This window comes from Billgrantia lactosivorans (genome assembly GCF_003254665.1).
GTDB lineage: Bacteria > Pseudomonadota > Gammaproteobacteria > Pseudomonadales > Halomonadaceae > Halomonas > Halomonas lactosivorans.
The window spans coordinates 132,898-146,893 of sequence record NZ_QHGY01000007.1; the positions used below are offsets into that span (position 1 = coordinate 132,898).

10 protein-coding genes are annotated in these 13,996 nt (G+C 66.7%); 3 read left to right on the forward strand and 7 right to left on the reverse strand.

What is annotated here, in order from left to right; all coding sequences use genetic code 11:
• Positions 1-147 precede the first annotated feature (147 nt).
• Complete coding sequence (gene polA / locus DIS04_RS14975; RefSeq protein WP_111414590.1) at positions 148-2,931, forward strand: DNA polymerase I; 2,784 nt, start codon at positions 148-150, stop codon at positions 2,929-2,931.
• Between the two features lie 5 nt (positions 2,932-2,936).
• Here the strand turns inward: polA and DIS04_RS14980 are convergent, their stop codons facing one another.
• From DIS04_RS14980 to DIS04_RS14990, 3 genes are read right to left on the reverse strand one after another with little or no spacing between them, the layout of a single operon-like run.
• On the reverse strand, positions 2,937-3,650 hold the full coding sequence (locus DIS04_RS14980) for a sulfite exporter TauE/SafE family protein (protein ID WP_111414591.1): 714 nt from the start codon (positions 3,648-3,650) through the stop codon (positions 2,937-2,939).
• Entirely contained in the window at positions 3,647-5,128 is a 1,482-nt protein-coding gene (locus tag DIS04_RS14985) for an amidohydrolase family protein (protein ID WP_111414592.1), read from the reverse strand. Before DIS04_RS14985 ends, DIS04_RS14980 begins: the two co-directional genes overlap by 4 nt.
• 12 nt (positions 5,129-5,140) lie before the next feature.
• Positions 5,141-6,520, reverse strand: coding sequence for a uracil-xanthine permease family protein (locus DIS04_RS14990; protein ID WP_111414593.1), 1,380 nt, complete (start codon positions 6,518-6,520; stop codon positions 5,141-5,143).
• A 160-nt stretch (positions 6,521-6,680) separates the two neighbouring features.
• Between DIS04_RS14990 and DIS04_RS14995 the strand changes: the two genes are divergently transcribed.
• A complete protein-coding gene (locus tag DIS04_RS14995; RefSeq protein WP_111414594.1) occupies positions 6,681-7,598 on the forward strand; it encodes a LysR family transcriptional regulator in 918 nt (305 codons plus the stop codon).
• A gap of 131 nt (positions 7,599-7,729) precedes the next feature.
• Here DIS04_RS14995 and DIS04_RS15000 read toward each other — a convergent pair whose 3' ends face one another.
• Positions 7,730-8,758: a Fe(3+) ABC transporter substrate-binding protein gene (locus DIS04_RS15000; protein ID WP_111414595.1), complete on the reverse strand. Its 1,029-nt coding sequence runs from the start codon at positions 8,756-8,758 to the stop codon at positions 7,730-7,732.
• A gap of 289 nt (positions 8,759-9,047) precedes the next feature.
• Here DIS04_RS15000 and DIS04_RS15005 point away from each other — a divergent pair, with 289 nt between their 5' ends.
• The gene (locus DIS04_RS15005) at positions 9,048-10,145 is read left to right on the forward strand and encodes an ABC transporter ATP-binding protein (protein ID WP_422668072.1); all 1,098 of its coding nucleotides are present in this window, start codon (positions 9,048-9,050) and stop codon (positions 10,143-10,145) included.
• On the opposite strand, the gene DIS04_RS15010 is transcribed toward DIS04_RS15005, so the two are convergent.
• From DIS04_RS15010 to DIS04_RS15020, 3 genes are all read right to left on the reverse strand, one after another.
• On the reverse strand, positions 10,131-11,807 hold the full coding sequence (locus DIS04_RS15010; protein WP_111414597.1) for an ABC transporter permease: 1,677 nt from the start codon (positions 11,805-11,807) through the stop codon (positions 10,131-10,133). The genes DIS04_RS15005 and DIS04_RS15010 overlap by 15 nt on opposite strands.
• Before the next feature lie 169 nt (positions 11,808-11,976).
• Entirely contained in the window at positions 11,977-13,305 is a 1,329-nt protein-coding gene (locus DIS04_RS15015; RefSeq protein ID WP_111414598.1) for a TRAP transporter large permease, read from the reverse strand.
• Positions 13,302-13,805: a TRAP transporter small permease subunit gene (locus DIS04_RS15020; RefSeq protein WP_111414599.1), complete on the reverse strand. Its 504-nt coding sequence runs from the start codon at positions 13,803-13,805 to the stop codon at positions 13,302-13,304. The genes DIS04_RS15015 and DIS04_RS15020 overlap by 4 nt, the downstream gene beginning before the upstream one ends.
• Positions 13,806-13,996 lie beyond the last annotated feature (191 nt).

Here is a 13,996-nt window from a genome sequence, read left to right on the forward strand (position 1 = left end):
CCGAGTGGCTGCTTGCAGTGTAAGACGTTGGACAGCGCGATCCCATCGATGTCGGCAAAAGCGGTGCGCAATGCGTATCATGGCTGATCAGGATCATGAAAACCTTCCAGACGCCGAAACACCCCCAGACCCAAGGGATGCCGATACATGGCCGACACGCCCATCGTTCTCGTCGACGGTTCGTCCTACCTCTACCGTGCCTTCCACGCCCTGCCGCCGCTGACCACCTCCAACGGTCAGCCTACCGGCGCCATCAAGGGCGTGCTCAACATGCTCAAGCGGCTGATCAAGGACTACCCGGACAGCCCCATGGCGGTGGTCTTCGACGCCAAGGGCAAGACCTTTCGCGATGCGCTGTTCGAGCAGTACAAGGCCCAGCGGCCGCCGATGCCCGACGACCTGCGCAGCCAGGTGGAGCCGCTCTATGCCTGTGTCCGCGCGCTGGGCCTGCCGCTGCTGTGCGTCGAGGGGGTCGAGGCCGACGACGTCATCGGTACCCTGGCCCGGCTCGCCACCGAGGCCGGCCGCGACGCGGTGATCTCCACCGGCGACAAGGACATGGCGCAGCTGGTCAATGAGCACATCACGCTGGTCAACACCATGAAGGACGAGACCCTCGACGTGGAAGGGGTCAAGGCCAAGTTTGGCCTGCCGCCGGAGCTGATCATCGACTTCCTCGCGCTGATGGGCGACAAGGTCGACAACATCCCCGGGGTGCCGGGGGTGGGCGAGAAGACGGCACTGGGGCTGTTGCAGGGCATGGGCGGGGGGCTCGACACCATCTACGCCGACCTGGATCGCGTCGCCAGCCTCGACTTCCGCGGCGCCAAGACGCTGCCAAGGAAGCTCGAGGAGCACCGCGACATGGCCTATCTCTCCTACCAGCTGGCCACCATCAAGACCGACTGCGAGCTGCCGGTGGGACTCGATGACCTCGACATCGCCCACCCCGACCGCGAGGCGCTCAAGCGTCTCTATACCGAGCTCGAGTTCAAGGCCTGGCTCTCCGAACTGCTGGCGGGCAAGGACGAGGGCGTCGACGACGTCGAGCGGGGCGCCGGGGTCGCGGGCACCGCCGCGGCGGGCAACCTCGACCCCGAGGCGCCGCCGGCCAGCGTGGCGGCCTGCCGGAACCACCTGATCCTGACCCAGGCCGAGCTCGACGCCTGGCTGGCCCGGCTGGAGGCCTGCGAGGCCTTCTGCTTCGACCTCGAGACCAACAGCCTCAACTACATGGAGGCCGAGATCGTCGGCGTGGGGCTGGCGCTCGAGCCCGGCGAGGCGGCCTACGTGCCGCTCGCTCACGACTACCTCGACGTGCCCGACCAGCTCGACCGGGCCAGCGTGCTGGCGTCGCTCAAGCCGTTGCTGGAGGACCCCTGCCGGGGCAAGATCGGCCAGAACCTCAAGTACGACATCTCGGTGCTGGCCAACTACGACATCCAGGTGCGCGGGCCGCTCACCGATACCATGCTCGAATCCTACGTGCTCAACTCCACCGCCACGCGCCACGACATGGATTCGCTGGCGCTGAAGTACCTGGGCCAGAAGACGGTGAGCTTCGAGGAGATCGCCGGCAAGGGTGCCAAGCAGCTCACCTTCAACCAGATCGATCTCGAACAGGCCGTGCCCTACGCCTGCGAGGACGTCGACGTCACCCTGCGCCTGCACTGCGAATTGCGTCCGCGCATCGAGGCGGAGGGACGCCTGGCCGAGGTGCTGGATACCATCGAGCGGCCGCTGATCCCGGTGCTGTCGCGCATGGAGCGCACCGGCGTCGCGCTCGACGCCGCGCGCCTGCACGCCCAGAGCCAGGAGCTGGAGGCGCGCATTACCGAGCTCGAGGCCCGCGCCTTCGAGCTGGCCGGGCGCGAGTTCAACCTCGGCTCGCCCAAGCAGCTGGGCGAGATCCTGTTCGAGGAGCAGAAGATCCCGGTGATCAAGAAGACGCCCAAGGGTGCGCCTTCCACCGCCGAGGCGGTGCTCGAGGAGCTGGCCCTCGACTACCCGCTGCCCAAGGTGATCATGGAGCACCGGGGGCTGGCCAAGCTCAAGTCGACCTACACCGACAAGCTGCCGCGGCTGGTCAACCAGCGCACCGGGCGGCTGCACACCAGCTATCACCAGGCGGTGGCCGCCACCGGCCGGCTCTCCTCCTCCGACCCCAACCTGCAGAACATCCCCATCCGCACCGAGGAGGGGCGCAAGATCCGCCAGGCCTTCATTGCCCGGCCCGGCTATCGCATCGTTGCCGCCGACTACTCGCAGATCGAACTGCGCATCATGGCCCACCTCTCCGGGGACGCAGGGCTGCTCTCGGCCTTCGCCGAGGGGCGCGACATCCACACCGCCACCGCCGCCGAGGTCTTCGGCGTGCCGCTGGAGCAGGTCTCGGGCGAGCAGCGGCGCAGCGCCAAGGCGATCAACTTCGGGCTGATCTACGGCATGAGCGCCTGGGGCCTGTCGAAGCAGCTGCATATCGATCGCGGCCAGGCGCAGACCTACATCGACCGCTACTTCGACCGCTACCCGGGGGTGGCCCGCTACATGGAGCGCATCCGCGCCCAGGCCGCCGAGGACGGTTTCGTCGAGACCGTGTACGGCCGCCGGCTCTACCTGCCCGAAATTCGTGCCCAGAACCACGCCCGGCGCCAGGCCGCCGAGCGCACCGCGATCAACGCGCCGATGCAGGGCACCGCGGCGGATATCATCAAGCGCGCCATGATCGGGGTCGACGGCTGGCTGCAGGGTAGCGGCTTCGACGCCTGCATGGTGATGCAGGTCCACGACGAGCTGGTGTTTGAGGTCGGCGAGAACCAGGTGGACGAGTTCATCGGCGAGGTGAAGTCGCGCATGCAGGCCGCCGCCGAGCTCAGCGTGCCATTGATCGTCGAGGCCGAGTCGGGCGCCAACTGGGACGAGGCGCACTAGGGGCTCTAGAGGGGGAGCATCAAGATGACGCCGGACACCAGCGCAAACAGCAGCACGCCCTGGCGCAGGCGCCTGGCGTCGATGCGATGGTGTGTCATGCGGCTGGCCACGCTGCCGAGAATCAACGGTGGCAACAGGCAAAGCGCCCAGAGCAACTGGTCGAGATGAAACTTGCCCGCTGCGGCCAGAATGATCAGCGAGATGATCTCGCCGACCAGGAAGCAGCAGGCAATGGTCGAGCGCAGTTCCGGCCCGGGGCGATGCTGGTAGAGCAGCGCCAGGGGCGGGCCGCCGACACCGGTGGCGGTCTCGGTGATGCCGGTGATGACGCCGACGGTGGCGCAAGCATTGCGTTGTGGTCGGAACACCGGGGCGAACAGGGCGGCGAGCACGGCGATGACCGTCGAGGCGCCGACCACCTGATTGAGACCGTCGGCGCTCAGGATGACCAGAATCCACAGGCCGAGGAAGGTGCCGGGCAGGCGACCCAGGCTGATCCAGCCGACGCCCTGCCAGTCGATGGCCTCGCGCTCGCGCAGTCCGACATAAAGATTGAGCGGCAACATCAGGATCAGCAGTGCGATTGGCAGCAGGTCCGGGCGCAGGAAGCCCAGCACCGGGGCGACGATCAGCGCGAAGCCGATACCGATCGCACCCTGTATGAAGGCGGCGATGCCGGTAGCGGCGGCAATGATGACGAAGACGGTGATCTCGTTCATGACGGGCGAGTCGTCCCCGCGGTCAGCTCGGCATCGTTTTCCCGAGCCCCGTTGACCGTTGCCCGGTGCGCCGATGACGGCGGGTGCACCCGATAGATCGGTGCGCGTTCCACTGCGGCGCCGGCTACCTCACGCACCTCACGCAGCAGCGCGCGGGCATCCCAGTCCACCGGCCAGCCCTGCCACAGGCGCAGCCGGCCGTTGGTGAACACGGCGTCTATCTGGTCGCGATTGGCGTAGCGCACCAGCTCCCACGGACGATCCCAGGACGGCGTCATTTCCGGCACGTCGAGATCGACCAGCAGGAAGTCGGCGGCCAGGCCCGCAGCGACCTCGCCGGTCGTTGCCTTGAGTCCCGCTGCATCGGCACTGGCACGGGTGGCGTGTTCGAGCCACAGCCAGCCACCGCCGCAGGACGAATCGCCGGTCGCCAGGCCGACGGTCAGGCGCTGGCTGGTCTCGGCGGCATCCATCAGGCGGAAGGCGTCGCTGCGCGTGCCGTCGGTGCCCAGGCCGAAGCGGATGCCCAGCGCGGCCATCTGCAGCGCCGGCGCCACGGCGTTGCCCTTCCACGAGCTGGCTACCGGATTGAAGGCCACCGCGGTATCGGTATCGCGCAGCAGGTTGAGTTCCGTTGGCGTGACCAGGGTGGCGTGGGCGATCAGCGTCTGCGGTCCCAGCGCGCCCACCGCGTGCAGGTGCTCCAAGGGACGCTGGCGGCGAGCGACCAGCGAACGCTCCACCGCCTGGAGATGCTCGTTGACATGGGTCTGGAAGATGGTGCCGGCCTCGGCGCAGAGCGAGGCGGCGGCATGCAGCATGGCGTCGCTGGCCACCTCGGGAATCGACACCGCCAGCGAGGGTTCGATCAACGCGTGCCCCGCCCAGCGGGACAGATGCCGCTCGGCGTCGCGCCGGATAGTGGCGCCGTTCACGGAGCCATCCTGGCCGCCCTTATCGTTGCAGATGAAGCCCAGCACGCAGCGCAAGCCGGTCTCCTCGGCGGCCTGGGCGATACTGCCGATCTCCGCCAAGGCGCGGGTGCCGGCATCCACGGTGGTGGTGAAGCCGCCGCGCAGCGCCTCCAGCGCGGCGAGCTTGGCCGAGAGGTAAAGCGTCTGCTCGTCGAGGCTGGCCTCGAGCGGAACCCAGATCCGCTTGAAGATCTCGGAGGGCTCGCCGAACACCAGCGACTTGCCCAGCGACTGGGTCAGGTGATGGTGGGTGTCGATGAAGCCGGGCATCAGCAACTTGCCGGGAAGCTCGATCGGGGTCAACTCGGGGTGACGGGCGAGCAAGGCGGCACGCTCGCCGACCTCGGTGAACTTGCCGTTCGCGACGAGAACCGCTTGGCCCTTGGCGCAGCCGCTCCCGAGCAGTACCTCCTCGGGGAGCAGCAGGAGGGTATCGGCATCGAAAATCCCGGGGTAAAGCTTCCCCTGGCCCACGGTGTCGCGGGCCTGCGATTGGGTGTGCATGAGGTTCCCTTTTTACTGGCTCTTGACGTGTTCGCTGGCGAGGTCGGCCTGCTTGGCCGCTGAAGCCGGGGTGCGAGAATGTCCCAGGTGATGGAAAAGGATGTTGACCAGCACTGCCGTCAGCGTGCCCATGGCCAGGCCATTGCCCAGGACGATCTGCAGGTGCTGCGGGAAGGCGCTGTAGAAGCCGGGCACGACGATGGGCATCAGGCCCATGGCCAGCGCCGCCGCCAGCGTGAACATGTTGCCGTTCTGGTTGAAGTCGACCCGACGCAGGATGTTGATACCCATGACGCCGATGATGGCAAAGACGATCACCGCGGTCCCGGCCACCACGGCGGTGGGAATGGCATAGGCCAGCCGCCCCAGGGGTGCGCACAGGGCCAGCAGCACCAGCATGGCGCCGGCGGCAATGGTCACGTAGCGGGAGCGCACGCCGGTGGCGCGGATGATGCCAATGTTCTCGCCGCTGGTGATGATCAAAGAAGTACCGAAGCAGCCGCCGAACAGCGAACCCAGGGCGTCGGCACGGATGTTGCGCGGCACGATGGCTTTATGGTCGCCCTTGCGCTCGACGATCTCGGCGGTGGCGAGTGTCTGGCCCGTTGCCTCGGTCATCGATACCACGGAAAAGATGATCAGTGGCAGCGAAGCGAACAGGTCGAACTTCGGCATGCCGAAGGGAAACGGCTGGGGGAGTGCCACGACTGGCCCCTCCAGCACGCCCGAAAAGGACATCGCGCCCGTGGCCACGGCCACCGCGGCGCCGGCCAGCAGGCCCAGCATCACGGCGATGCGCTGCCACATGCCGCTGAAGCAGCGGGCGAACACCACGGTACAGGCGATGGTGACCAGGGCCAGGCCGATGTTGCCCATGGCAGCGAACTCAGGGGATTCAGGACGGCCGGTGATCAAGCCGCCAAAGATGCGTATCAGGTTGACGGCCACCAGCAGCAGCATGGTGCCGATCACGATGGGTGGAAAGAATCTCAGCACCCGGGTAAAGAAGGGCAGGGCCAGGAAGTAGAAGAGGCCCGTCAGGATGACGGCGCCGGTGGCCGTCTGCAGGTCGGTGGCCTGGGCGATGGCCAGGAAGATCACCAGCGGGGCGCCTCCCGGTACCTGAACGAAGGGCAGGCGAGCACCGAAACCGGATACCCCCACCGACTGCAGGATGCCGGCCAGGCCACAGGCCAGGAAGATGGCGCTCATCAGACCAACGGTGACGTTGTCCGGCAGCTCCAGGGTATGACCGATCAGGAAGGCGGCGGTAATGGGGGCTGCCGCCATCACCAGTACGTGCTGTAAGCCGTAGAGCAGCATGGTGCCCAACGGCAAGCGCTCATCGACGGGTTCGAGTGCCGCATCGGGTGGTTTGGGCGTGGTGTTCATCACGGATCCTCTTGTTGTTGTGGCGGGCCCCGGGAGGGCTGAGGCAGAGAGACGACTGGGCGCCCTGGAATCACCCTAGCGGGGCTGCTCTGTTCTGGTCCATAATAAAATTTCGTGATAACCGTTGCCGAAAAGGCAACGATCAGGTGAGGAGAGAGGCATGCATCTGCTGCTGCCTGGATTACGCTACTTCGAAGAGGTGGCACGACAGGGGTCGCTGCGGAAGGCTGCCGAGCGGTTGCACGTGGCGGCGTCGGCGATCAATCGGCAGGTCCTCAAGCTGGAAGATGAACTTGGGGTTCCACTTTTCGAGCGCCTGCCCCGCGGGTTGCGGCTCTCGCCGGCAGGCGAGCTGATGCTTCATCAGATTCGCCAATGGCAGCGTGACGAGCGACGCTTGCAGGAGTATCTCGGCGAGATTCGCGGTACCGGTTGCGCAGAGGTACGTATCGCCAGCGTGGAGTCACTGACGGACCAGCTACTGCCCCAGGTACTGGCTGCCTTCAATGAGCGCTTCCCGCAGGTGCGCTTCAAGCTGATGACCGGCATGACCGATGCCATCCTCGAGCAGGTGGTCACCGGGGACGCCGATATCGGGCTGTGCATCAATCCCCCTGTCACGCCCAAGGTACGCTTCATCGAGCAGGTTGGGCTGGAGTTCGGGGCCGTGCTGGCGCCGAGTCATCCATTGGCCGACCGCGAGGCGTTGTGGTTAAGGGAATGCCTGGCCTATCCGGCACTGTTGCCCAGTTCCGAGATGTTTCATGGCTCGACCCTTCAGCAAGTCTTGGCCAGGGCCGATCTTGAGCCGGAGCCCGTCGCCGCAGGGAACCGGATCCTGACCCTCAAGTCGCTGGCACGCGCTGGGCTTGGCGTCGCCTTCCTCAATCGACTCGACATCGCCCGCGAGCTCGCCCATGGCGAGCTGATGTTCAAGCCGTTGTTCGATCGGCATATCGCCAAGGCGCACCTGACCCTTTGCGCCCACAGTGATCGTGCCCTGCCCATGGCCACCTCCATTCTGGCGGAACGGCTGCGCGTGGCGATGCTGTCCATCGAGCCTGGGCAGTCTGATTGATCGCTTGGCCCGGTCTGCCGCAATAGCCTCGGCAGCAGGTGGTGAACTGACGAGCCACTAGCCGATGCCGGCCCCTCAAACGCAAACGCCCGCGGCCATGGCCGCGGGCGTTCGCTCATGCCGGGTAAGGCTTACCGCCAGCCGACGCGATCGAAGATCCGGATCGCCTCCGGGTTGTTCTCGCCCAGGATGCTGACGTTGAGGTCATCCTTCTTGAACTCGCCCCAGGACTCGAGGGTCTCGCTCATCTTCACGCCCTCGACCACGGGGAATTCGTAGTTGCCGGCGGCGAAGATCTCCTGGGCCTCGTCGGAAGCCAGGAACTCGAGGAAGCGAACCGCATTCTCGCGGTTGGGCGCGCCTTCGACCACGCCGGCGCCGCCGACGTTGACGTGAATGCCGCGGTCGTCCTGGTTGGGGAACAGGATGCCGACCTTCTCGGCGGCCTCACGATCCGCGGCCTCCTCGGACTCGAGCAGGCGAACGTAGTAGTAATGGTTGGCCACGGCCAGGTCGCACTCGCCGGCCGCCACGGCCTTGATCTGGTCGGTATCGCCGCCTTCGGGGTCGCGCGCCATGTTATCGACGATCCCCTGGGCCCACTCCTCGGCGCCTTCCGCACCGTGATGATCGATGATGGAGGCCAGCAGCGACTGGTTGTAGATGTTGTTGGAGGAGCGGATGCACACCTCGCCCTCCCAGCGCGAATCGGTCAGGTCCTCGTAGGAGGTGATCTCGCTGGGGTCGACGTTCTCGGGATTGTAGAAGATCGCCCGCACGCGCTGGCTGAAGCCGAACCACTTGCCCTCGGGGTGACGCATGGCCTCCGGCAGCCGCTCGCTGAGCTCGTCCGATTCGACGCTCTGGAAGATGCCGTCCTGCTCGGCGCGCCACAGGCGGCCGGCGTCGACGGTGATCATGACGTCGGCGGGGCTGGCCACGCCCTCGCGCTGGATGCGCTCGATCAGCTGGTCGGAGTCGCCCTCCAGCAGGTTGACCTTGATTCCGGTCTGCTCGGTGAAGGCCTGGTAGAGCTTCTCGTCGGAATCGTAGTGGCGGGCCGAGTAGAGGTTGACCTCATCGGCGGTCGCGGTGGAGGCCAGCGCGGAGCCCGCCAGCACGGCGGCGAGGGGAGCGACGAGACGATGACGTTGGGTCATGATGGTTGCACCTCGAGAGCCTGACAGAACAGGTGTGTTGTTGAAGTAATGATAATACGTTGCATTACGTTGAACGCTATTGAAGCGTTTTGCGAAGAAGCCGTCAAGCCTGTCGCAGGAGTCCCCCGGGCTCGCTGCGCCGAGGAGCTGACAGAACGCAAGGGAACGCGAAAAAATTGGCAAATGCGAGTAGATTCCAAACGTATTTGCTGGACATTTCGGGTAGGATGAGATCTGCCATTTCCCCTTGGACCCTGTCGCCTGTTCTATGACTAGCCAATCGAAGCCAATGGAAGTCGGACACGCTCCCTACCTGCAGGCCACCGCGTTGAGCATGGAGGGGGTGCATCACAGTTTCGGCAGCCAGGCCGCCGTGCGAGGCGTCGACCTGGAGGTGGCGCCCGGTGAGGTCGTCTGCCTGCTGGGGCCGTCTGGCTGCGGCAAGACCACGCTGCTGCGCATCGCGGCGGGGCTCGAGGTGCTGCAGCAGGGGCGCGTGAGCCTCAACGGCGGCGAGATCGCCGTGCCCAGGGGGCGCCACGTGCCGCCGGAAAAGCGCAATGTCGGCCTGGCCTTCCAGGAGTCGGCGCTGTTTCCCCATCTCACCGTGATCGAGAACGTCACCTTTGGCCTGAAGGGAGAGCCGCCGCGGCAGCGCCGCGAGCGAGCGCTGACCCTGCTCGAGCAACTGGGCATGGCCGCCTTTGCCGAATCCTACCCGCACATGCTCTCCGGCGGGCAGCAGCAGCGCGTGGCGCTGGCGCGTGCCCTGGCGCCGGCGCCGCAGCTGATGCTGCTCGACGAGCCCTTCTCCAGCCTCGATGCCCGCCTGCGCGACCGCATCCGCGACGATACCCTGCACGTGCTGAAGAAGGTCGGCGCCGCGACCCTGCTGGTGACCCACGACCCCGAGGAGGCCATGTTCATGGCCGATCGCATCGCCCTGATGCGCGACGGTCGCATCGTGCAGGTGGGTACACCACGGGAGCTCTACTGCGCGCCCTGCGATCCCTTCGTCGTCGCGTTCTTCGGCGAGGTCAACGAGCTCTCGGGCGAGGTGCATGGCGGTCGCGTGCAGACCCCGGTGGGGCCGGTGGAAGCCGGCTGGCTGCCCGAGGGGAGCCAGGCGCTGGTGATGATCCGCCCCGAGGCGCTACGCATCACCGAGCATTTCGAGCCGGCGCCGGAGCATCGCCACAGCCACGTGGTGATGGCCAAGCTGCTGGGGCGCAGCAGCCTGCTGCACATCTGCGCCCACGGCGAGGACGGCAGCGAGGCCCACCTGCATGCCCGGGTACCCGGCGTGTTCCTGCCAGCCGAGGGGCAGCGGGTGGACATCCATCTCGACCTGTCGCAGGTCTTCGTCTTCCCCTCAGCGGCTGCCTGAGCCGGGACGCGAGCGGCGCATGGCCATGCTCAGCAGGACCACCGGAACGATGCCGACGGCGACGATGGCCAGTGACGCCGTCGACGCCTCGGCGAGGCGCTCGTCCGAGGCCAGGCCGTAGGCCCTGACGGCCAGGGTGTCGAAATTGAAGGGGCGCAGGATGATGGTCGCCGGCAGCTCCTTCATGACGTCGACGAAGACCAGGATGCCCGCGGCGATCAGGCTGCCACGCATGATCGGGGTGTGCACCCGCTTGAGCGTACCGGCCGGCGTCTGGCCCAGGGTGCGCGAGGCGGCATCCATGCTCGGCGTCACCTTGCCCAGGCTGGCCTCCACGGTATTGAACGACACCGCCAGGAAGCGCACCACGTACGCATACACCAGGATGAAGGCCGAGCCGCTGAAGACCAGCCCGACGATCTTGCCGTAGTGGGCGTGCAGCCAGCTGTTCAGACTGTTGTCGAGCCAGGCGAAGGGAATCAGGATGCCCACCGCGATCACCGAGCCGGGAATCGCATAGCCCATCGAGGCGACCCGCGTGGCGAGGCGCGTCAGCGGGCTGTCGTGCAGGCGTACGCCGTAGCTCAGGATGACGGCCAGGCCGACCGCGATCGCCGAGGCGACGGCGGCCAGCATCAGGCTGTTCCAGGCGAAGTCGAGGAAGCGGGTGCCGAACAGCGCATCGCCCTTGGTGATGGCCATCTGGCCCAGCAGGCCGCTGGGAATCACGAAACCGATCAGCACCGGCAGGGCGCAGGCCGTGAGGGCCGCTGCGGCGCGCCAGCCGCGCAGGCGATACTCGGGCAGCTGCTGGTAACGGTTGGTGGTGTGGAAGTACTGGCGCTTGCCTCGCGACCAGCGCTCCAGCAGCACCAGCGCGATGACGAACAGCAGCAGGCAGGCGGCGAGCTGGGCGGCGGCGACCTGCTCGCCGAGGCCGAACCAGGTGCGATAGATGCCGGTGGTGAAGGTGTCGACGCCGAAGAACTGCACCGCGCCGAACTCATTGAGGGTCTCCATCAGCACCAGCGAGACGCCGCCGACGATGGCCGGGCGTGCCAGGGGCACGGCCACGGTGGCGAACAGGTTCCACGGGCCGCGTCCCAGCGTCCGCCCGACGTCGAGCACGCAGACCGACTGTTCGAGGAAGGCCGCCCGGGCGAGCAGGTAGACGTAGGGGTAGAGCACCAGGGTGATCAGCGTGGCGGCGCCGCCCAGCGAGCGGATGTCGGGGAAGAAGTAGTCGCCGTGGCCCCAGCCGAAGAGCTCGCGCAGCCAGCTCTGCAAGGGGCCGGCATACTGCAGGAAGTCGGTGTAGGCATAGGCGATCACGTAGGTGGGCACGGCCAGGGGCAGCAGCAGGGCCCACTCGAAGAGTCGCCGCCCCGGGAAGCGGCACATCACCACCAGCCAGGCGGTGCCGGTGCCGATCACCATGCTGCCGAGCCCCACCGTGACGGCGAGATAGAAGGTGTTGCCCAGGTAGCGCCCCAGCACCGTGCTGGCCAGATGCTGCCAGACGCCCTGCGTCGGCATCACGATATGCGCCAGCACCACGACGACCGGCAGTGCCACGACGAGCGCCACGCTCAGGATCAGCAGGGTCCAGGGGTTGAGGCGGCGAGACAGGGAGGCAAGGCCGGTGGTCGCGGATCGGAACAAGCGGGAACTCCTTCACTGGCCGGCGCGGCAGCGCAGCAATGCGAGGCGGTAACGGCCGGAAATGATACCAGTTGGCGCATGCGGCTGCAGCTTGCGCCAGCTGACCGGCATCAAGGAAAGGCGCCCGTATCGTGCGATACGGGCGCCTGGGCCGAGGGGACGGGGCGGGCTAGTAGCCCAGCATGAGCGACGGCAGGCCGGTGACCAGCACCGGGAAGAAGGCCATCAGCACGCAGGCCAGCACGATCAGTGCGCAGAACGGGATCACCGCGCGGTACAGGTCGAGCGTCTCGACGCCCGGCGGCGCCACGCCCTTGAGGTAGAACAGCGCGTAGCCGAACGGCGGCGTGAGGAAGGAGGTCTGCAGCACCACCGCCACCATCACCACGAACCACAGCACGTCGACGCCCATGTCGGCGACGATCGGCAGCATGATCGGGAAGCTCAGCAGCACGATGCCGGTCCAGTCGAGGAACATCCCCAGCACGAAGACCAGGAACAGCATCAGGACCAGCGCGCCGATGGTGCCGCCGGGCATCGCCATGACCACCTCGCTGATCACCTCCATGCCGCCGCCGCGCGAGAATACCCCGGTGAAGGCGGTGGCCCCCACCAGCACCAGCATCACCATGGTGGTGGTCTTGCTGGCGTCGATCAGGGTGCGGTAGCAGGTCGAGGCCTTGCGGTCGCCGAAGATCAGGAACAGCACGAAGGCGATGGCCACGCCGATGGCGGACGCCTCGGTGGCCGTGGCGATGCCCAGGAACAGCGAGCCGAGCACGCCCAGGATCAGCGCCATCGGTGGCAGCACGTACTTGGCCAGCATGGCCAGCAGCTGCCCGGTGGAGACGTCGGCGCGCTCCTCGGGCGGTACCGGCGGGCCGTAGCTCGGCTTGAAGTAGCACACCACCAGAACGTAGAGCGCGTACATCACGCCGAGCATCACCCCGGGCACCAGCGCCCCGGCGAACAGTGCGCCCACCGAGACCGGTGAGTAGCTGGCCATCAGGATCAGCATGATGCTGGGCGGGATCAGGATGCCGAGGCAGCCGCTGGCCATGATCACCCCGGTGCTGAGCTCCTTGTTGTAGGAGTACTTGAGCATCGGCACCAGCGCGATCATGCCCATCACCGCGATGGAGGCGCCGACGATGCCGGTGGTGGCGGCGAGCAGCACCGAGACGATGACCACGGTCAGCGCCAGGCCGCCGCGCAGATTGGCCAGCAGCAGGCGCATCGACTCGAACATCTTCTCGGTGACACCCGAGTCGTTGAGGAAGCGTGCCATCAGCACGAACAGCGGGATGGCAACCAGGACGTAGTTGTCCATGGAGTTGCCGTAGATGTTGTTGATGATGGTGCCGAGCACCTTGATGCCGGGGCCGAGCAGGGCCCCCATCACGGCGACACCGCCGAGCACGAAGGCCAGCGGATGGCCCATGAACAGGCCGACCAGCAGGCCGCCGAACATGAACAGGGTGAGCATTTCGGGGCTCATGCGGCCTCCTTTCCGGTCAGGGCCCGCAGCGCGCGGATCACGATGGCGATGGCCTGCAGCAGCAGCAGCACCGCGGCGATCACGATCACTGCCTTCACCGGGTAGACGGGGATCGAGACCATGCCGTAGGTGGTCTCGCCGCGGCTGAAGGAGCGCGAGAAGAAGCTCCAGCCGTAGGTCAGCAGCATCCAGATGAAGGGCACGAAGAAGATCAGGTAGCCGACGAGGTCGAGCACGGCCTGCTTGCGGCGGGTGAGCAGGCGCTTGAGCACGTCGACCTCGACGTGGGCGTGATGGCGCAGGCCGTAGGCGGCCATCAGCATGAAGTGGGCGCCGAACAGCATCTTGGTGACGTCGAAGGCCCAGTCGCTGGGGCGGCCGGCGAGAAAGCGCATGCCCACGTCATAGATCACGATCAGGGTGATCACCGCGAGCAGCGGGGCGATCAGGCGTCCGAACCCTTCGTTGAGGGCGTCGATGGCCCTGGCAATGGCATTCATGGCAAGGATCTCGGCATCGGGCGGTGAGAACGGCGAGCGGCGCAGGATGCGCCGTCGCTCAGGCGGGACGGGCCCCGCGGGGCCCGCCCGGTACCGCCATTACTGGTTCATGCAGGACTCGAGCTCCTCCAGCGAGGGCAGGTTGTCCATGGTGCGGCTCATGTTGTAGGGCACCGAGATGTCGCGCCAGG